Annotated in this window: 16 protein-coding genes; 4 read left to right on the forward strand and 12 right to left on the reverse strand. The window is 43.4% G+C overall.

Annotated features, from left to right (window positions below):
* Positions 1-81: 81 nt before the first annotated feature.
* Entirely contained in the window at positions 82-954 is an 873-nt protein-coding gene (locus tag ACMXYN_RS12260; RefSeq protein WP_415892065.1) for a LysR family transcriptional regulator, read from the reverse strand.
* Between the two features lie 125 nt (positions 955-1,079).
* On the opposite strand from ACMXYN_RS12260, the gene ACMXYN_RS12265 reads away from it, so the two are divergent.
* Together ACMXYN_RS12265 and fghA are read left to right on the forward strand one after the other, a co-directional pair.
* Positions 1,080-2,198: an S-(hydroxymethyl)glutathione dehydrogenase/class III alcohol dehydrogenase gene (locus tag ACMXYN_RS12265; RefSeq protein WP_415892066.1), complete on the forward strand. Its 1,119-nt coding sequence runs from the start codon at positions 1,080-1,082 to the stop codon at positions 2,196-2,198.
* Positions 2,199-2,263: 65 nt separating this feature from the next.
* The gene (gene fghA / locus ACMXYN_RS12270) at positions 2,264-3,091 is read left to right on the forward strand and encodes an S-formylglutathione hydrolase (RefSeq protein WP_415892067.1); all 828 of its coding nucleotides are present in this window, start codon (positions 2,264-2,266) and stop codon (positions 3,089-3,091) included.
* Between the two features lie 72 nt (positions 3,092-3,163).
* Here fghA and ACMXYN_RS12275 read toward each other — a convergent pair whose 3' ends face one another.
* From ACMXYN_RS12275 to ACMXYN_RS12320, 10 genes are all read right to left on the reverse strand, one after another.
* Positions 3,164-4,294, reverse strand: coding sequence for a response regulator (locus tag ACMXYN_RS12275; RefSeq protein WP_415892068.1), 1,131 nt, complete (start codon positions 4,292-4,294; stop codon positions 3,164-3,166).
* A gap of 126 nt (positions 4,295-4,420) precedes the next feature.
* Positions 4,421-9,205 (reverse strand): response regulator, encoded by a 4,785-nt coding sequence (locus tag ACMXYN_RS12280; RefSeq protein WP_415892069.1) that lies wholly within the window; start codon positions 9,203-9,205, stop codon positions 4,421-4,423.
* A 285-nt stretch (positions 9,206-9,490) separates the two neighbouring features.
* On the reverse strand, positions 9,491-10,390 hold the full coding sequence (locus ACMXYN_RS12285) for an MBL fold metallo-hydrolase (protein ID WP_415892070.1): 900 nt from the start codon (positions 10,388-10,390) through the stop codon (positions 9,491-9,493).
* Positions 10,391-10,495: 105 nt separating this feature from the next.
* Complete coding sequence (gene rlmF, locus ACMXYN_RS12290; RefSeq protein ID WP_415892071.1) at positions 10,496-11,488, reverse strand: 23S rRNA (adenine(1618)-N(6))-methyltransferase RlmF; 993 nt, start codon at positions 11,486-11,488, stop codon at positions 10,496-10,498.
* Between the two features lie 158 nt (positions 11,489-11,646).
* Positions 11,647-12,894: an HDOD domain-containing protein gene (locus tag ACMXYN_RS12295; protein WP_415892072.1), complete on the reverse strand. Its 1,248-nt coding sequence runs from the start codon at positions 12,892-12,894 to the stop codon at positions 11,647-11,649.
* A gap of 359 nt (positions 12,895-13,253) precedes the next feature.
* Positions 13,254-14,645 carry a diguanylate cyclase gene (locus ACMXYN_RS12300; RefSeq protein WP_415892073.1) on the reverse strand — a complete coding sequence of 464 codons (1,392 nt, stop codon included), beginning with the start codon at positions 14,643-14,645 and terminating at the stop codon, positions 13,254-13,256.
* 1 nt (position 14,646) lies between these two features.
* Positions 14,647-15,042: a YbaN family protein gene (locus tag ACMXYN_RS12305; RefSeq protein WP_415892074.1), complete on the reverse strand. Its 396-nt coding sequence runs from the start codon at positions 15,040-15,042 to the stop codon at positions 14,647-14,649.
* Between the two features lie 170 nt (positions 15,043-15,212).
* On the reverse strand, positions 15,213-16,214 hold the full coding sequence (locus tag ACMXYN_RS12310) for a hypothetical protein (RefSeq protein WP_415892075.1): 1,002 nt from the start codon (positions 16,212-16,214) through the stop codon (positions 15,213-15,215).
* A gap of 185 nt (positions 16,215-16,399) precedes the next feature.
* Positions 16,400-17,548, reverse strand: coding sequence for a response regulator (locus ACMXYN_RS12315; RefSeq protein WP_415892076.1), 1,149 nt, complete (start codon positions 17,546-17,548; stop codon positions 16,400-16,402).
* A 59-nt stretch (positions 17,549-17,607) separates the two neighbouring features.
* Positions 17,608-18,174: a DUF1285 domain-containing protein gene (locus tag ACMXYN_RS12320; protein ID WP_415892077.1), complete on the reverse strand. Its 567-nt coding sequence runs from the start codon at positions 18,172-18,174 to the stop codon at positions 17,608-17,610.
* 146 nt (positions 18,175-18,320) lie between these two features.
* On the opposite strand from ACMXYN_RS12320, the gene ACMXYN_RS12325 reads away from it, so the two are divergent.
* On the forward strand, positions 18,321-19,274 hold the full coding sequence (locus ACMXYN_RS12325; protein ID WP_415892078.1) for a methylenetetrahydrofolate reductase: 954 nt from the start codon (positions 18,321-18,323) through the stop codon (positions 19,272-19,274).
* A 63-nt stretch (positions 19,275-19,337) separates the two neighbouring features.
* On the opposite strand, the gene ACMXYN_RS12330 is transcribed toward ACMXYN_RS12325, so the two are convergent.
* Positions 19,338-19,733 carry a hypothetical protein gene (locus ACMXYN_RS12330; protein WP_415892079.1) on the reverse strand — a complete coding sequence of 132 codons (396 nt, stop codon included), beginning with the start codon at positions 19,731-19,733 and terminating at the stop codon, positions 19,338-19,340.
* Between the two features lie 435 nt (positions 19,734-20,168).
* On the opposite strand from ACMXYN_RS12330, the gene ACMXYN_RS12335 reads away from it, so the two are divergent.
* Positions 20,169-20,924: a TetR/AcrR family transcriptional regulator gene (locus tag ACMXYN_RS12335; protein ID WP_415892080.1), complete on the forward strand. Its 756-nt coding sequence runs from the start codon at positions 20,169-20,171 to the stop codon at positions 20,922-20,924.
* Positions 20,925-20,993: the final 69 nt, after the last annotated feature.

The following is a 20,993-nucleotide window of genomic DNA, read 5'->3' on the forward strand; positions in this document are numbered from 1 at the left end:
ATCTTTAATTTTTTGACTTAGCACCAAATCATAGGGTCATCAAACCATAGGGGCAGGTCTTGCATATTGCTTTCTCCCGTCCTAAGAATCCATCTTCCCCCCAAAATATTCCACCAGCATCCTAACCTTAGGCGACAGATGCCGATTATGCGGATACAGCGCCCATATCCCTTCAGGTTCCGGTCGATAGATCTCTAGCAGCGGCACTAGCCTGCCTTTTTCGATATGCTCTTTAACGTAGTAATCAGGCAGTTGCACTATCCCTAGGCCTTTTAAGGCAGCATCTAACAAAGCTAAGCCACTATTGCAGCGGAAGCTGCCTTTAATCCGTACTTCCCTCTCTTGGTTTCCATCGAGTAAGCGCCAGTAATCTAGGGTGCCTTGTAGGCAGTTATACTGTTCTAACTCAGAGATTGAATCGGGTCGGCCATGGGCGTTGAGGTAGTCTTTTGAGGCGCAGATAAACTGTTGTCTGGCTCCGAGTCTTTTGGCGATCATGCTGGAGTCTGCCAACTTGCCTAAGCGTATTGCTAGGTCATAGCCCTCTTCCACCAGCGCCACTTTTTGGTTGGTCAGATGACATTCCACTTCGAGTTCTGGATACTGCAGCATAAAGTCGTTTAGCAGTGGGATGATTTTGGTTTCGCCAAAGGTGGTTGGGGCTGTCAGTTTTAGTTTACCTTGTGGGCGGCTTTGTAACTGGCTGAGTGCTCTTTCTGCTTCATCTAAGCCGTCTAGAAGTTGGCGGCAGTGTTGGTAGTAGATCTTGCCCTCTTCTGTAACCGATACTCTGCGGGTTGTGCGATAAAACAGTTTTGTAGCAAGGCGCTTTTCTAATGCGCTGATCTGCCTGCTCACTTGCGCAGTAGATATACCTAAGCGCTGCGATGCTGCGGTAAAGCTTTCTGTTTCTGCTACAGCAACAAATTCTGTTACCCCCTCCCAGCCAAACATTATTACAACCTCGTAAAAGTATTTTCATATTTAGCTAGATTATAGCGATTTATGAAAAAACTATAATGTTTAGCACATTGAATCCCTATTGATTAAAAACGCTGTCCTAAATAAAGAGTAGAGCCATGATTAAATCAAAAGCGGCCATCGCTTGGGGGCCTAACCAGCCCCTATCCATTGAAGAAGTCGACGTAATGCCACCACAAAAAGGTGAAGTGCTTATCAAGATTGTGGCGACAGGTGTTTGCCATACCGATGCCTTCACCCTTTCTGGTGAAGACCCAGAAGGCATCTTCCCTTCAATCTTAGGTCACGAAGGCGGCGGTATTGTTGAAGCCGTGGGCGAAGGTGTTACCAGTGTAGAAGTGGGTGATCATGTGATCCCGCTGTACACACCTGAATGCGGCGAGTGTAAGTTTTGCAAATCGGGCAAGACCAACCTTTGCCAAAAGATTCGAGAAACCCAGGGCAAAGGCTTAATGCCCGATGGCACTACCCGTTTTTATAAAGATGGTCAGCCGATCTATCACTATATGGGCTGCTCTACCTTCTCTGAATACACTGTGTTGCCTGAGATCTCACTGGCGAAAGTAAATAAAGACGCGCCGCTTGAAGAGGTTTGCCTATTAGGCTGTGGCGTGACTACTGGTATGGGCGCGGTTATGAATACCGCCAAGGTAGAGGAAGGCGCAACGGTTGCCATCTTTGGCTTGGGCGGCATCGGTCTGTCTGCTGTGATTGGTGCAACGATGGCGAAAGCGAGCCGTATCATCGCCATTGATATTAACGAAAGTAAGTTTGATCTAGCTAAACAGCTAGGTGCGACCGAATGTATTAACCCTAAAAACTACGACAAGCCGATTCAGGATGTCATTGTTGAACTCACCGACGGCGGTGTGGATTACTCGTTCGAGTGTATCGGTAATGTCGATGTAATGCGCTCTGCCCTTGAGTGCTGCCACAAAGGCTGGGGTGAGTCGGTGATTATTGGTGTTGCCGGTGCAGGTCAAGAGATCTCTACCCGTCCATTCCAGTTGGTGACCGGACGTGTTTGGCGCGGTACTGCCTTTGGTGGTGTCAAAGGCCGCTCTGAGCTTCCTGATTACGTGGAACGCTATCTAAAAGGCGAGTTTAAGCTGTCTGACTTTATTACCCACACTATGGGGTTAGAGGACATCAACAAAGCGTTCGACTTGATGCACGAAGGCGAAAGTATTCGCAGCGTTATTCACTTCGATAAGTAATTCTTTTAAGTAACCCTAACCGAAATCCGCCCTGAGTCTATTCAGGGTGGATATGAGCAAACTAAATGCAGATTGAAAATTTAGCTCAATTCAAAAGCTTTGGTGGTTGGCAGAAGCAGTATCAGCATGACTCCACCAGTTTGAACTGCAGCATGCGCTTCTCTATTTTTCTTCCGCCACAAACACTCGCGGGAGAGAAAGTACCGGTGCTGTATTGGCTATCTGGCCTTACCTGTACCGATGAGAACTTTATTCAAAAAGCCGGTGCCCAGCGTGTTGCTGCGGAGTTAGATATCGCCATTGTTACACCCGATACCAGCCCTCGTGGTGATGACGTAGCAGACGATCCCGGGTATGACTTGGGTATGGGTGCTGGCTTTTATGTCAACGCTACCCAAGCACCTTGGCAGCAGCACTATCAAATGTACGATTACATTGTGACTGAGTTACCCGCCTTGATTGAGGCAAACTTCCCTGTCACAGAGCAACGAGCGATTTCTGGACACTCTATGGGCGGACATGGCGCGTTGATGATCGCTCTGCGCAATCCTCAACGTTTCTCATCCGTGAGTGCATTCAGCCCGATTACCAATCCAACTAACTGCCCTTGGGGCCAGAAAGCGTTTAGCGCTTATCTTGGTAATGATGCAGAAGTTTGGAAACAATACGATAGCTGCGAGCTGATTAAGGATACTAATAACTTTATGCCGACACTGATTGATCAAGGTAAGAAAGATCAGTTTTTGGATGAGCAATTAAAGCCTGAAGCGTTATTAGCTGCGGCTGGGGATAATCCTGTGGAGCTGCGTTTACACGATGGCTATGACCATAGCTATTACTTTATCGCCAGCTTTATAGAAGAGCATCTAAGGTTTCATGCAAAGCATTTTTAGACGGTAAAACTGCATTAGCTAAGATACGTTAGTGATCTGGTGGCGCTTGCGTATTCTTAGCGCTGAAGAAGATTAATTAACGTTTAAGACGCCTTCATCACTATCGGCAAAGCGCAGCGCTATGGAAAGCAGATCGTCCTGAATCTCGATAAAGCAATCTACGATCTCAGGGTCAAAATGATTGCCTCTGCCCTCTTCTATAATCGCCACTGCTTGCTCATGGGACATAGCATTTTTATAAACACGTTTTGAGATCAGGGCATCATATACATCGGCGATCGCCATTAGCCTTGCAGAAAGCGGGATCTCTTCGCCTTTTAAAGCCTCAGGGTAACCTGAACCATCCCACTTCTCTTGATGCGAGTAAGCAATCTCTTTAGCTACCTTTAAAAAATCCACCTCCACACCCAACTGCGCTTCCGCATGTTCGATCGCCTCTTTACCTAGGGTGGTATGGCTTTTCATGATTTCGAACTCTTCTGGCTCAAATGGGCCTGGCTTTAAAAGAATATGATCTGGGATACCGACCTTGCCGATATCGTGCAAAGGCGCTGATTTGAACAGCACATCGATATAAGCGTCGGTTAAAAGTTCGCTGTATTTAGGCAAGAATCTGAGCTTTTCAGCCAAGGCGCGAATGTAAAATTGCGTACGGCGAATATGGTTACCGGTATCGGAATCTCTTGTTTCGGCTAATGAAGCGAGGATCAGAATGGTGACATCTTGCACCATAGTGACTTCTTGGGTGCGACGGCGGACCTCTTTTTCTAAGAACTCATTCTTATCTGCCAAAAAGTCTTTTTGTGCTTTCAATTGCAAATGGTTAGACACCCTTGCCATAAGGATCTCAGGATTAACCGGTTTCGTTAGATAATCCACAGCTCCTAATGCCAGTCCTTTGGTTTCATCGCGGCTTTCGGTTTTAGCTGTTAAAAAGATGATGGGGATATCAGCTGTGTTTCCCGTTTCTTTGAGGCGCTTACAAACTTCGTAGCCATCCATCTCGGGCATCATGATATCAAGTAGGATTAGATCAGGCGGGGTTGCCGAGTTGACTATATCTAGTGCTTTAGAACCTGAGTTACTCACTTTAACGCGGTAGTGATCTTTTAAAAGCGCAGACATAAGCGCCAGATTATCTGGCGTATCATCAACAACAAGAACAGTAGGTTTTTCTACCCACTGAGACTGCGTCTTGCTCATTTACGTTCTCCATCATTGCTTAAAAAAGCGTTGGATTATGCAAATATGTCTTTTTAGTAGGTTGTTAAAAACAGTATAGCTACACAACCTTAATCGGAACCAACTGCGGCCTAAAAACTTCATTCCCTATAAGTTATCGAGTGCCTCTTCCATGTCAGAAAGGCGCTCTAAGGCTAGATCAAAATCAAACACGTTAATCGCCTTAGCAACAGGTTCAAGTAGTTCTAACGCCTGACCGCCTAATTCACTTTCAAGGACTTCAATCACCTCAAGCGCCTCACTGTCGCTCTCTAATAGGTACTTACGTAATTTAGGAATGGATTCGATTAGTTTTTCAACATTAAAGTTCTGATCTGTAGCTGGCTTTGTTGTAGGTAGTAAGCCGGAGGCCTCTATATTTTCTATCACCAAAGCTACCTCGTCAGACACATCGTCTACGTTTTCCTGAATGTCTGGGGCTTTAAAGTTGGGTTCTGCACATGAGGCTTCTAAGCTTTCAGCTAAGGTTTCTAACTCAACTGCACCGATTGTGGCCGCAGCGCCTTTTAAAGTATGGGCACATCGCATAGGGGCTGTAGGATCTTCATCTTCCATCGCCGCTGTGAATTGAGCCTCAAATTCGCGGTGGTGCTCATAAAAGCCTTTTAACATTTTGAGATAGAGTTCACGGTTACCCCGCATACTGGATAAACCTTTGGCGCTATCCACATGAGGAATTTCAGGAAGCTCTATTTCCTCAACCTCAGGTGTGGGCTCTATCACACGAGAATTACGTTTCGCGACGCAGGCCCAACGCTCGATGGTTGCGTACATCTGATCAATATTGATCGGCTTACCAATATGATCATTCATTCCCGCATTGAGTACTTTCTCTTTATCGCTAGTAAGCGCATTAGCCGTCATAGCAATGATGGGGAGATGTTGCACATTCTCCATCTGCCGTATTCTCTCGGTTGCCTGAAAACCATCCATCACCGGCATCTGGCAATCCATCAATACGATGTCGAAGTGTGTCTCCATCGATAAGATATCGACAGCCTCCTGACCATTATTGGCAATCTTAACGTTGATCTTCGCCTGTTCTAAAAGCTCTGTGGCCAGCTCTTGGTTCATCTCGTTATCTTCGACTAACAAGACAGATAGGCCGGCTAGATCGACACGTGCATTTTCTTTCGCAGCAGAGCGATGATTTTCGACCACTGTGCCTTTGTTCAGCGATGTGCCTATCGCTTCTAGCAAGAACGAGGCTGTTACAGGTTTGGTCAAAACAGATTCTATTTCCACTCCACGTTCGTTCGCTTCATCGATAGCATCTTCACGGCTATAACCGGTCACCATAATGGCCGGTGGGCAGATGATACTCTCGCTGCTTCTTAATTCTTCAAGCGTAGTGACACCGTCTTTTTGCGGCATCTGCCAATCGATCAATAAGAGGTCATAACAATTATCGGGGGATTGGTGTTCGACAATGATCTGTTCGGCTTCATCGCCATCACAGGCGGTATCTGCCTGCATACCAAAGCTGTTAATCAGATTGGCGATAATATCGCGAGCAGCGGCATTATCATCAACCACCAGCACTCTTACGCCATCCAGCTCTTCGGCGTGGAACATGCGGCGCTGCATCGGATCTTTTTGTAAGCCTAAACGCGCTGTGAAATGGAATGTTGTTCCTTGGCCGACTTCGCTTTCCAGCCAGATTTCACCTTCCATCAACTCGACCAGCTTTTTGGAGATCACTAGGCCTAATCCGGTACCGCCATATTTCCGTGTGGTTGAGGTATCTGCTTGAGAGAAGCTCTGGAACATCTTGCTTTTCTGCTCAAGGCTCATACCTATGCCGGTATCTTTAACCGCACAATGGAGCGTTACGTGCTTGGACTCCATCTTTTCAACATTGATGCTGATAACGATTTCACCCTCGTCGGTGAACTTCACAGCATTGTTGGCAAGGTTAGTCAGTATTTGACCTAGTTTTAGCGGATCGCCAATCAAGGCAGTAGGGATATTGGCTGGGCTATCAAACAGCAGCTCTAAGCCTTTCTCTTCCGCTTTCATCGCTAGAATGCTGGCGATGTTTTCCATCACATCATCAAGATAGAACTCGGTAGATTCGAGCGTCATTTTACCTGCTTCAATTTTAGAGAAATCTAAAATTTCATTGATGATGCCTAAGAGGTTCTCCCCTGCACGGTTCACTTTCTCGATGTAATTTCTCTGTTTGGTATTCAACTCAGTTTGCAGGGCAAGATGGGACATACCGATGATGGCGTTCATCGGTGTTCTGATTTCGTGGCTCATATTGGCGAGGAAATCGCTCTTAGCTTGGGTTGCCTCCTCAGCAAGCTCTTTCGCTTTTAGCATCTCCTGTTCAGCCGCTTTACGCTCGGCTATGTCACGAAGACTGACAATCAACGCCGGCTTATTCTTTAAGCTGATAGGTACTAAAGAAACTTCACAAGGCACCTCCTCGTCTGAGGTGTTTTTATGCACCCAATCGAACTGGTGAGGCTCAGTTCCTGCCAACGCAACCTCTAAATGGCGATCGATCTCTTGAGAGGAGAGCAATCCATCGGGTTGGTACTCTGGGGATAACATTTCAGGGGAGCATTTTATTAATTCATTGATATCTTCGAAGCCAAAAATATCTGCAGCACGGCGGTTAGCATGGATAAATCCCTCTTTCGGGCTTAGTACCAGCAGGCCATCGCTGGAGTTTTCGAAATAAGCATTCACCTTCTCTTCGGTTTCTTTTCGATCTGTGATGTCTTCCAGCATCCAAACCGTACCTTTGGAGAGATCGTCAAGATCACGGACTTTACCACTCAAATGGCACCAGAAAAGCGTACCATCGGCTTTCACCATCTGGACTTCCTGTTGATGCACTTTACCTTTGGCTAGCTCACCGTATGCATACTCACCGATATAGTTGAACGTTTCCTCATCGGGGTACCATTGCAAAGTACTGTGCCCCATTAGGTCTTCCATAGGACGTTCAAAGAGCTCAGATAATTTATTATTCGCTTGCTGTACTACGCGATCTTTCAGCAACACAATCGCACGGGTTGCAGTTTCGAGGATCGCTTTCTGTTCACCCGCTGCCTCATTAAGGGCGTCTTGCGCCTGTTTCCTTTCCGTAATATCGCGATAAACAACCACCGCGCCGATAATTTTATCGTCGCTAAAAATGGGCGTAGAGGTGTATTCAATCGGCAAAGCATGACCTTTTTTATGCCACAACACCTCATCTTCACTGGAACGAGCAACACCATCCACAGCCGTATGACAGATGCTTTTTGAATCTTCCGAGTAAGGCTCGCTATTTTCATCTGCATAGTGAACGAGTGTTTGGAAGTTTTGGCCTAAAAATTCTTCCTCGGTAAAACCTAAATAGTCATAAGCAGCGGGGTTGGCAAAGGTGATTTCCCCCTGAGTATTTAACCCAACAATACCGTCTTTAACGGCTTCGAGGATGAGACGGCTTCGTTTTTCTGCCGATTTAATCTCGCGCTGCTGCCCTTCCATCTCGGCTGTTTGCTCTTCAAGCAATGTTGCTTGGCGTTCCATTTTTTCGGCTTGTTCGCGGCTCTCATTCAGCAGTAGTTGGGTTTTATTACTCCTTTCAATGATCTCTAAATTCATGGCCAAAATTGGCAGTAAACCTTCGATAAAGGCTTGTTCTGTTTGGCCAAATTCAACAAAGCTAGCAAGTTCAACCACCGCAAGAAGTTTGTTATTGTGGATCACTGGAAAGACAGAGATATTCTTTGGCTTCGCCTCGCCAACACCCGAACTGATTTTGATATAGTCTTCTGGTGGGTCGGTTAAAATAATGGGCGCCATTTCTAAAGCACACTGGCCAATCAACCCCTCACCTACAGCAATGGTCTGTTTAAGGAATTTACGCTCTCTAAATGCATATCCCTCTAGCAGCTTTAGTTCTTTCTCTTGCTCGTTAAATAGATAGAAAACGCCGTGGCCCAGATGAATAAGCGGTGCGATTTTCTGCAAAAAGGATTTGGCCAGTTCGTGCATCGTTCTTATCTGCTGCAGTTCCGCACTGATCTCCGAAATATTGGTCTTAATCCAGCGCTGATTCTCGACTTGTAGTAGCTCATCTCTCAGTTCTATGGCAGCTTCAAGCAGCTCTTTGATCTCTTGAGGCTGTCCTGCTTTAGAAATCTCTTGTTGAGCCGTCTTTTTATTCGCTAAAGCTGTTAAGGTTCTTCTCACCAATCCTATCGGCCTAAACATCGCCTTGAGTGTGGCTGAAACCATCAAGAAACTGGCAATTGCGACAAAGATTAAAAGCAAGCCACCTTGGGTATTAAAGAGCTTTTCTTGCTCTTCTGCCTGAGTTATTAGGTCTCCTTTAACACCTAGGAGCTTCTTTCTAAATTCTTCAGCAACAGAATCTACTTGCTTGTGATACTCCTGAACCCCAAGCGCTTTGACATAAAACTGCTTGGCATCTGAAATACGGTCTTCTTCTAGGAGGCTCTGAAAGTGTCTTAACTGTTGGCTATATAGCGTAAAGTGATGAAACAGCAGCTTATTAAATTCGGATAGGCCTTCACGACCTGACAGTGAGGGGGCAATAGATAGATTGAAGATCTGTTTGGTTTCTTGAAGAGCGGTATAAGCTTCAAGATATCGGTCCTGATCGATTGGATAGGACACCAGCATTTCTGCACTGATTAACTCGATCCGAGAAAGGTTATATCTAAACTCATCAACCGCATGCAGACTGTTACTTAAATGCTGCACCTGACCGTGGAGTCTATTTTTTTCCGTGTAGTGCCAGTAAAGAAAAGCAGAGAGCGTAATACCAATACTTAGGACAATAAAAAAAGCCCAACGCACGCGAGCTTTTAACGAAAAACCACGTAGAAACGACAACAATTTATACATCGGCATACTCTTCTTATGTCACAGACTCAACGAGTAATCACTGCTAAGTACATAATCAAAGCGTAGATATAAATTCAGGTTTTTCGAGTTTATTCTGGAATTAAACCTCAAATAAAATCGATAAGCTGGTTCTCAGCGGTCGTCATTACTTATTGATTTTAAAGAGGTCAGATAAATAGGACGGCGCTTCACAGAGAAAGCACCGCACTCATCGTGGATTAGAGGGTAAGAAGATTAGATACCTAAAGCTGTTACATAAATAAACAATGCGATTTATTAATGGGGCTATTTCTCTAAACTGCTGTGAAGAATGCCGATCCAAACACTTGTTGAAAGAAAACCGGTAGTCCAGCTTTGCCATTTAGGGGATAGACCCTTTAACTGCATCTGGCCCAAGTTCATCCCTTTATCTTGCATCGCTTTTACTTCGGCCAATGTCCCTTCCAGCATCATTTTAAATGTCTTCAATTCAGCTTTATTTGATACAGGGCCGTGACCTGGGATAACAATGGTTTTGTCATCAATAAGTTCGAGCACTTTGCCTACATTCTCCGCCATGCGGGCAACATTACCGCCATTCTGGATATCTACGAACGGGAAAAAGCCATTGAAATAAAGGTCACCCATATGGACGGCATTGGCCTTTTTAAAGAAGACGACAGAATCACCATCGGTATGGCCACCAGCTAGGTGAAGTAACTCGACCTCTTCATCATTGATATAGAGCGTCAGTGCTTGTTGATAGGTAATAGACGGCAGCGCATGTTCTGGGTAGGGCTCGGTTTTCATATTAAAGAGCTTAACCTCTTGAGAGGTAAGCAACCGCTCACGAACATTATCATGTGCGACGATTGTCGCGTGATGACCAAAGTGATGATTACCCTCTGTGTGATCACCATGCCAATGGGTGTTGATAATGTAAGTCAGCTTATCTTCACCACCAAACTTTTGCAGGGTCTTCTGTAATGCTGGTGACATCGAACGGTAATCGTCATCGATCATCAACAAACCTTGATCACCCGTTAACAACCCAATATTGCCGCCCTTTCCCTTCAACATCGAAATGTTCTCGGTCAAACTCTGCACTTTATACTTAGGAGATTGTTGGTGGTGATTTTCAGCACTAACAGGCATCGCAATGCTCATAGTAAGCGCAAAAGCTGTAACAAGACACTTAACCGACATTAGCCTTTCCTTATGTAACATTACGATCCAATTTGGATTCCATACTGGAAACTAACTATAGCTCATTAATGATAACGATACTCAATAATAGATCAAAATATTGATCTAGTCCCGACTAAACCAACCGCTTCGTACTTGGTTTGAGTGGTAACTCCAAGCCACAAAACGAGTAAGTTTTTGCCCTTGATACATCTCTATAGTGATTACTTTTTTAGCTTTTACCTTTTTTAAAGCTTGGTAAACCATGGGCAGGTTATCTTTTTTGGATATCAAGCAGGTAAACCAAAGTGACTGCTCAGCAAATTCAGCACTCTCCTTGATCATCTGACGTACAAAAGCAATCTCCCCGCCTTTGCACCACAGCTCTGCCCCTTGGCCTGCAAAGTTTAATACTTGGTCATTACCGGAAGATGTCTGCTTACCACGATTTAAATTTCTAATCTTCCGTTTAGTCCCTGCTGTCGCTTCTTGAAGCGATGCATGGAAAGGCGGATTGCACATAGTAAAGGCAAAGCGATCAGACGGTTTAATAATCTGCTGAAATACCTGCTGTGATGAAGGCTGTAGTCGACACTTAAGCTTCCCTTTCAAAACCGGATTGGCGTTGACTATCTGCTCCGCGCAAGCAATAGAGACAGGGTCAATATCACTACCGACAAACTTCCAACCGTAACTCTGACTGCCAATCAATGGATAGATACAGTTAGCCCCTGTACCTATATCTAGACCCTGAACTTGAGCACCTACCGGTACTTTCCCGCCATTAGATTCAGCCAGAAGATCGGCAATGTAGTGAAGATAATCAGCACGCCCTGGAATTGGCGGGCAAAGGTAGCCCTCAGGGAAATCCCAAAACTGAATTTTATATTCAGTGCCTAATAAAGCCTGGTTTAACAGCTTTACCGCTTTAGGCTCTGCAAAACGAATAGAGGTTTCACCTCGTGGCGTTTCATAGGTGTATTCAGCTAACTCAGGAAAAGCTTTAACCAAACGAGGAATATCATAAGGTGCTGCATGCGGATTGCGCGGATGCAAACCAGATTTTCGTTTGGTTTTTTGAGTAGGCGTTTTAGGAGATGAATTGTTTGATCTAGCCACAACGATGCCAGTAGAAGATGGAAAGCAGGAATTGTAACAAGATTATTGAGTTACTAGTTAAACAGCGAAAATAAAAGAAAGCCAACCCTTACCTTTCACAGACCCCGACGTATGTTCCCAGTAAGGACTGGCATCTTTCCAGCGAAAAGAGATCCTCTCTATAAATTGGATACCATGCGAACACGATATTCGTTAGCGACAATGCGCCATTGTGGGACCTCATCCATAACACCCACTTGATCTAGGTAGCGTAGCGATAAGCTACTCGCCAGATCACATTCTCCTGCCACATCAACTGATGGAAGCATAGCATCCGCAACATGTACTGCAGTTAACGGACTAAATTCTGTTGCCGAAGATAGATGAGGGACATGGTGTAACATGACTGCCTCAACGACCTGCGGCGGTAAATTCCATAGTGCCAATAAGGCAGCTGCCACTTCACCATGGAAGAAACCAAAGGCAGCTTTCTCTACCAAATAAATTGGCTTCTGTTTTTTAACGGCGTAGTTGATCAATTTTTTATACTGAGCCGGGTCATGAGCAGCCATAATCATGACACCCAAATCGTGTAACAAGCCGGCCAAGAATGCTTGATCCTGCACTGCCTTGCTCGCACCTGCTCTTCTGGATAACGCTTGAGCTAAACGTGCCACCAATAAAGAACGCTGGCCCATTTGCTCAAAGGAGAACTGATTCCAATCATCTCCCTGCTTAAATTGCTTATTCAACTGGCTACTCAAAGCCATACTTCTAAGATTTCGTACCCCCAGTAAAGAGATTGCTTCTCTCAGATCAGAAATCTGGCGATTGAAACCAAAGAAAGCCGAATTAACCTGTTTCATTATTTGTGCAACAACCGATGGGTCCTGCTCAATAATTTCACTAATCTCAGTTAGATCAGCAACATCTGAGTTAACCGCTTCTGTCAGCTGGCGATACATACTTGGTGGAGATGGCAAACAACCCACTGTAGAAACATACGTCTGCAAGGTGGAACGATTAAGCAGTTTCACCAACTTAACCTGATATTCCAACTCTTCACCAACCTGTTTGATAGAAACATTGTTTGGGTAAATTCGATGGGCAATTTCAGCAGCTTTTGCTTTATGTCCTGCATTCCAAAACTCAGCTCCTAGAAAGACTCTAACAGACTGCGGCTGGATGCGAGCTAACTTAGCCATCAATTCTATATCGACTACTGCACGCATAGAGCAAGGCAAGATAACCGCATCAAATGTGTTTTGTTCTAATTGGTCGATTAAGCTCTGTTTAGAATCTAAACGAACAAACGCCCAATTAAATTCAGATCCCTCTATCTCACGACTCCAGCCCGCTAAGCTGCCCTGTTCGTCCAGCATCGCGATTCTAAATTTTTGTGAAGAGCCTTTATTGATAGTGCTCATAACGTTTACCTGCACATTTTTCGATTAATCATTACTGCTGTTACCAATCACTGTCGCTCTATATGCCTCAGTAACTGTAGATACCTTAATCCTAGTGCCAAATAACCTTAATAAAAGCGCGTTTTTAGTAAAATTTTATCTATTTTGTATATAAATTTTGGGACATTGTTTTAAAAACACTTTAAACCCCAGTAATTCCTTGGTTTTCTGGGCATTTAAGTGTTTTTAGTAAAATTTTATCTAGTTTTTAATGAGAAACTTTCACATTGAAAAACGATAAAAAGATAGATTTTTTGATGGTAAGGAGGAAAGGAAGCGAAATTTCACCTCCCGTGCGAAAGGTGATTTGTGAGATCTTTCTAGCTAATCGTCACCCTATTTCGACCAGCTTCTTTAGATTTGTATAACATTTTATCAGCGGTGTTGAGCAACGCATCAGGGCTGTCTCCCATCTTGTACTCTGCTACACCAAAACTAACAGTGATATCAATTTGATTTGGGAATATATGATCCTGTACTAACAATCGAAGCTTGTTAGCTAACTTCTCAGCACCACTGATATCCATTTCAGGAGTCACTAACATAAATTCTTCTCCACCCCAGCGGCCAAGGATGTCTGATTCTCGGATATTAGTTCTCACCAAGTTACTGACCTCAATAAGCACTTTATCCCCTACCTGGTGTCCACAGTTATCATTCACTGCCTTAAAGTGGTCAATATCAAACAGCATAACGCAGAAGCTCCCGCCGTAGCGCTCTGCTCGGGCGACTTCAGCTTTGATCACAGCATCAGTTTTTAAACGATTAAATAAACCGGTTAAATGATCAGTCTGACTGATACGCTCTAGCTGTTTATTCTTCTCCTTAAGAATCTTGTTAAATTGCCTGATACTTCTAAATCGGACAACAAAGATCATAGAGATTAGGAAAAAGACCACCAGCAGTTGCCACAACAAAGTTTGATCGACTTTGTTTTGAACCGTAACGCTATACCAACGCTGTAAAATTTCGTTAGTCTTTTGCGGCGGCAAGCTATCTACCGCTTTAGAAAATATACTGAGTAAAAGCGCATCATCTTTTCGAACCCCAACTCTCAAAACACTTTTATATTCAGTAAAGCCTGCCACTTTCACATTAGTCGTCGCTACTTCTTGGATATCTCGCAACATACTAATTTGCGTACCGATGGAAGCATAAGCCTTTCCAGATGAAACAAGCTTAATCGCTTCCTTTTGGTTTTTTGTATAAACCACTTGGATCAGAGGATAATCTCGGCGGATGAGTTCTTCATAGATATAATTTTTGGGCATGGCCAACACTTTGCCTTGCAACGCCGGTAAGCCATCGATAAACAACACATCCGAGCGACTTACCAAAGCAACGGCGGCAGTTACATAAGGTGCAGTAAAATTGAGGTACGCACTACGCTCAGGGCTTTCGTTCAACATCGATAAAATATCGCACTCTCTAGCCTTAGCTTTGTGTAAAGACTCGCTCCAGCTTTTAGTCGGCACTAGCTGGATAGGAATCCCCATCATCTTTGAATACTCTGCCATAAAATCAGCAGACAACCCCACATGCTTCCCTTGGGCATTTATCGCTTCGAACGGTAACCAATCCGGATCAATACACATCGTGACCTGCTGTTTAGAAGCAAGGTATTCCTTTTCTTCTGCTGTAAATACCAGCTGTTCAACCGCTAAAAGGTGAGTACTAACTAAGAAGAAAAGAATAAACCGGATCAAGCTCATATCACCCCTCATTACCTTTTAGTAAAGGCTCTGATGGACGAGTCCAGATATAACAAAGCGCAAAGACAATTGTAGCAACGACGACCAATTTGAGACCGTAATGGAAGGTTTTAAAAATCAGCGGATAACTAACCATAGCTAGCATCATCACCGTTGCTAACCATTTAGCTTTCAACGGAATAACTCCGTCCGTTTCCCAGTCTTGGATAATCTTACCAAATAGTTTGTTTTGCAGTAGTGCCTGATGAAGTCTCTCTGAACTTCGTGAGAAGCAAAAAGCCGCTACTAAAAGGAATGGCGTTGTTGGTAGTAAAGGTAAAATAACCCCGATCAAACCGAGAAGCACACAGATAAATCCGGCGATCAAATATAGGGTACGTACAATCGTTTTTCTCAACAGATACTCCCTGTACCAAGCCAACTAGAAAGAATATATCAATACAGCAGTACGTATGTCGTGGACATGTAATTATAAGATAGCAGGAATTTAGTATTTACCGTTAGATTACATTAACAATTGCTTGGGATAATATGCCCTCAAACGAACTAAATCCCTTTAGTTGTCATTTAAGGTAAAAGAATAAGCGATCTTGATGTGATGTTATCGACCTTAAGGCCCCAGTTTCTCAGCTCATGACGACTTAAAATCATCTTTCCCTGACTTTGAAAATGAATTGGAATTTGATGACTATCTTTAGGTAGCACGAGTAATTGCTTCGCCAAATTTGCAGCATCTTGGCCCATTAAAATGCCACTAACCACCATCCCTGCCATGACTCGACCTTTACCGATGGCTTGCTCATGCGAAGTTATTGTCATAACGGGTGAATTTAATGCAACCCAATGGCTTAAATCATCAAAACTTACGTATTCACCATTCTCTTCATGCATAGCGGCATAGCCCGCTATCAAGATAAGATCATACCCTTGTTTCTTGCTTAGTTTGATTTGCTCTTTCCAAGCTTCTGCATTGGAAACCCTAACAACATCAGCGCGGATGTTCTTAGCAATACTAAAATGAGATTTCCCGCCTAAGTCATAATGATAAATCGCATCAGCCGTTAAGCTATCACCCAACAAAATCAGTACTTGGTGAAGTTTTAAACGTGTAGCCCGAGCAAACTCTACAATTGAACGCTTTATCATAGGACGCTCAACTACACCGGTAATATTATTTGAATTGATAACCCAAGGATAATCACGGCGAATGTCCGAGTTAATGCCGCAAAAAACCACGGGGGTAGTTTCCGCGATCCTTTCTCCCAACAAGCCAAAAGCATTATCATCACAGATGATCACTAGATCAGGCTTTTGTTCTTGATACGCCCTTAAAGCTCTCTCGGCACTGTACTTAAACATCCCTTTGGGTAAACGTTTAGTATCCATATGGTGAATGAATAACTGGTACTCCTCACCTAATTCCTGCTTTACGCCTATTGTAAGATCTTCTACCCACTTCATCTCTTGATGATAACTATGGATCAGCATGATCTTAGATTCAGCCACGGCCGATCCTGCTGTCCCCAATGTTACCAACAGCCAAATACTCAAAGACACAATTTTTCGCATATCAATCCTGTATGCATTCAATAGGTTACTTATAAAATATAGATGATTATTTGAGATTAGCTGGGCTGGTAGTTGCTAAAAGACTGAAAGAGGTTTAATCCGGTGTATGAAAGAAAATAAACGGTAGGGAATTACGATTTCAGAACAAAGGAGATCTCGCTAGATACGAGAACTCCCTTTTAGAATTACTTGCCTTGATCATTCAGGGCTTGAAGGTTGTGCCCCATTTTATAAAGCAGCATATCGCGGTCGATTGGCTTTAAAATCACTTCATGCACGCCTTGTTTCATCGCTTCTTGCGCATTCTGGGTATCACCCGGTTTAGCCAAAACCATAATTCGAGTGTGCGCCATTTCCGGATCTTTTTTGATCTTATCGATAACAAATAATGCACTCATATCTGGAAGCGTTAAATCCAGTAAGACGATGTCCGGTTTCCAGCTTTGAAGTAGCTTCAGGGAGTGTGTCGCGCATCCCGAAACTTGTGCTTTATAACCACCTGAATCTAGAATTGCTTTAATCTGATCTCGTTGTTCACTCTCGTCCTCAAGCAGCAAAATATTGCTATCGTCAAACACAACTGTATCGCTAGTTTGCAGAGTCTCTTTTTGCTGTTTAGTTAGATTAGTTGAACGATCCACTTTCGCTTGAAGACTCTGCTTAACAGAAGTTTGTTGTAGCTCGACTTCACGCAAATGCTGCTCTTTATGCTGGTCAAACAGGCTTCGCATATCAGCGTGATGGTCCTCATGCAATCCACCCTCTTCGATTACTTTCTCCTTCATCCTATCCATAGAGAAAGAAACCAGATGCATGAGTTTTTCATAACTTTCAGCATTGAGATCAGATATTTCTTCATTACAGGAGATTATCTGGTCAAAGTAGTCGCATAAACTTTCCACTGAGAAATCATTACGCTCTGAACTAGATTGCTCATGCAGGGCACGACGGATAAAGCGTAAGCGAAGTAGCAAATGATATGGATCGTATAGTGGGCGGACAATAAAGTAGTCGTCAAATACGTCCTTATTGCAGATAGAAAAGGCTTCTTTGAGATCTTCACGACTACAAAAAACAATTTTCTTGAAAAGAATTTTCTCAATGTTTTTCTTGGCGCTAATCAGATGAAGATAGCAAATTTCATTTTCCTGAATCGTGTGCAACCCCATCAGTAGAACATCTATTTTATGTTCTACGATAAGGGAAAGAGCATCCTCTTCATTGTGGGCAATATAGAAACGTGGAAAATGCCGTTTCACCATATTGCAAAGAGACTCTAATTCTTCTGATTGTTTAATTATCAGTAAGATTGAAAAACGATTCTCTGACGCCATTACTTCCCCACTTAACTTCATGCTCAGGCGTGATTAAATTCACTTTACCTAAATTAAATTTAGGATACTTCTCCTAATATGAAAGTTACACCCTGACTTTCGATAACCAGTACCTGTTTATTATCGATCTCTTGTTCTTTCGCTAATTCGACTAATTCATAAAAAACATTTCGATGAAGAAGACCTTTCATCCCAAAACGAACATCAACGTAAGGGGCCGGTTCAGAGGTTTCACTACACTCTTCAACCCAAAGCGAATGCTCTTTGCCAATAACAACTTTATCCCCAGTCGTGCTTGTAAATTGATACTCAGGTCCATTTTCGCCCTCTTGTACTTGGACTTCGGTCATCAGAAAAGCTGCATCCTCTACTTCAATCCCGACTTTCTCCACCGGCGTTTTTAAAAAGTACTTTCCCTCTTCTAACCAAAGTACTCTAGAGAACAGTTTAACCATTGCAGGACGACTGATAATTGTGCCTTGGTAGAACCACTTACCATCACGGGCGATGCGCATATCTATATCGCCGCAAAAATCAGGGTTCCATTTATCTAATGGCGGTATCCCCTCGCCTGATTTTTCAATCGCTTTACTTGCTTCAGATAGATCAAAACCTGGTTGGCTCAACTCACTACTCCCAACGTTTTTCTATAGCCTATTAAATTTGCTCAACTCTAACCAAAAAACTTTCATCTTATAACTTAAACACATGAATAATATTAATTGATAGAATAGCCAGCAATTAAAGCTTAGAAAGAAATTGAAAAACTACAATGAAACAGGATTTAAGAACAAAGTTTGCTGACGACCGCCGCGGAGTATATCTATTTGGTACTACACCTCCGAAAGATGGTACTGCAGAAGAGACCGCTCAAGGCATTGCGGATAAACTGCTCGAGCGTCTACAGCATGTCGATTTTGATGGTCTGATTGTTTATGACATTCAGGATGAAAGTAGCCGTATCGACAAACCACGTCCGTTTCCATTTATGCGCACTTTAGACCCACGTGCCTACTCTAAGCTAATCCGTGAAAAAGCAGATAAGCCGGTTATCACATACAAGAGTGTTTCTCAGCGTGATAAAGAAGCATTTATCGCTTGGTTAGATGAAGCGTGGAACGAATACGGTGTTCGCGACACGGTGCTTGTGGGCAGCCCTTCTTCTGATGGCGATATCCAACTTAGCTTGAATGATGCTTACGCTGCACTTGCAGAGCACCCAGCAGAGTTTCAGTTAGGCGGTGTAACTATTGCTGAACGTCATGCATCCAAACGCAATGAACACGAGCGTTTGGTAAGCAAGACAGAACACGGTTGTGAATTCTTTATCTCTCAAGCGGTTTACGATGCTCAAGCTACCATCGATATGTTAAGTAGCTACGCGCGTAAATGCCGTGAAGATGGTGTTAAACCAAAGCGTGTCATTCTGACCTTCACTCCTTGTGGTAGCACTAAGACACTGGAATTTATGGAATGGTTAGGTATCTCTGTACCAGAAGCTACTCGCTTCCGTATTATGGATGCCCATAGCCCACTGCAGGAATCTATTCGTATCTGCCGTAACAATTTAGAGCAGATTCTAGAAGCAGTGATGCCGCTTGGTATTCCTGTTGGTTTGAATATCGAGAGTTTGACCAACCGTAAAGAAGAGATCGACGCATCGATTCGTTTATTTAAACTACTTAAATCGGTTGTAGACCTTAAGTTAGCAGAAGCGGATATTTGATCCACTTCGGATCTTAAGATAGAAAAAGGCCGCGATTATTCGCGGCCTTGTCTTTTCAGCTCATCACATGAGTGTTTTGTTTATTTTCAACAACATATGTGTTCGAGCGAGATCTTCTTGCACCTTGCGTTTGTATTCTTGTGAATCGGAAGAAAGAGCAGACTTTTGCCGAAGCACTGTCCATTCCTCTAAATCGTTATTATTTTTCAGTAATGCTTTAAATGCTTCGGGAAAATCAGATTCCTGAGCGATGCCAGAAATATCCACATCTCCCTTTAACAGAAAAACGCTCTCACCCTCTTTACACTGAACACGAGATTCGCTGAAATTAAAAAGATGGGATGCGTATTCTGGCGAAAAACACACCGGCATGTCTGCAGCCTTTACTCCTTGTGGAGCGAGCTGAAGTTGACCTTCAAGTTCATTTTTTACTGCAAGCACGTAGGTTGGTATTTTCATATCAAGCACTCCTTTCCTGTTTGAACAACAGTTTCTTCATCTATGAATCAACTCCCCTGGTTCCATACCGGGGAACCAGGCGCCAAAAAAGATATGGACTATCATTTTTGACAGTAAGCAGTGTAGACACAGAACAATGCAACTTCGTGACAAAAACAGGTTTATTAAAATATTTCACCTAATTTTATTGTGACTATTAGGCACAAATACGCTAGATCCCTCTAAGTTAAAGCCCTTAAAAAATATAAATACTTCCTTAATTAGATAATTAACACATTAAAGATTATTAAAATCACTAATAGTAGCGATTAACTGGCATTAGTTGTTGCAATACTGTTTCTTAATAGCAACGGATTGTTGCAATTTTCACACTTGCTCAGCTGAGCAAAAAACAGTATTTTTGACGGACCGTCATTTATAGGTAATAAAAAGAATATGAGCCCCAAAGTTATTCACGAAGCAGATTTAGAAGCACGTGAAGAAGAAATAATGCTAGCCGCTATAGAGATCATCAGTGAATTAGGTGTAGCGGGGCTCACTATAGATAAAGTAGTGGCAAGACTGCCTTACTCTAAAGGAACGGTATACAACCATTTTACCTGTAAAGAAGACCTATTAACCGGTCTATGCAACCGTTGTGTGAGACGACTAGGGGCGTTATTCGAACGTGCCTTTCAATATAACGGAAGCAGTCGCGAGAAGATGCTCGCCGTTGGGTATGGCTATATGCTCCATTCACAGCTAAACCCCACAGAATTTATGCTGGTTCTTTCTGCTAAGACACCATCAGTTCGGGAAAAATCGACCGAAAAACGTCAAGAAGAGCACCTTATTCTAGAAAATAAGCTATTAGGCGGCATGCTAGAGGTTATCTCCTCTGGCCTTGCGAGTGGTGATTTATCATTACAACCACACCTTTGCCCCGCTCAGGTAGCGTTTTCATTGTGGTCTATGAGCTTCGGTACTATTGCCTTGCTTCATGAAACGCTCGATCGCTGTAACGTTAGAGCTGAAATGCAACTAGAAAGAGAGCTAGTTAATCACTCAAACATTTTACTAGATGGCCTAAATTGGAAGCCTTATACCCAAGACCATCCATGGCATGAGAGCATTCAGCGCTTTAAAACCGAACTTTTTGCTGATGAGGTCAAACAACTTCAGCAAAAGCAGTTGATGTGCAGTTCTGCATAAACTGCGAAGAATTAAAAAACGCGGTGCTTGCACCGTTTTTTAAACCTTAGTTAATGACGTTTCGTCATT

Origin of the sequence: Neptuniibacter sp. PT8_73 (genome assembly GCF_047778045.1) — a bacterium.
Lineage (GTDB): Bacteria > Pseudomonadota > Gammaproteobacteria > Pseudomonadales > Balneatricaceae > Neptuniibacter.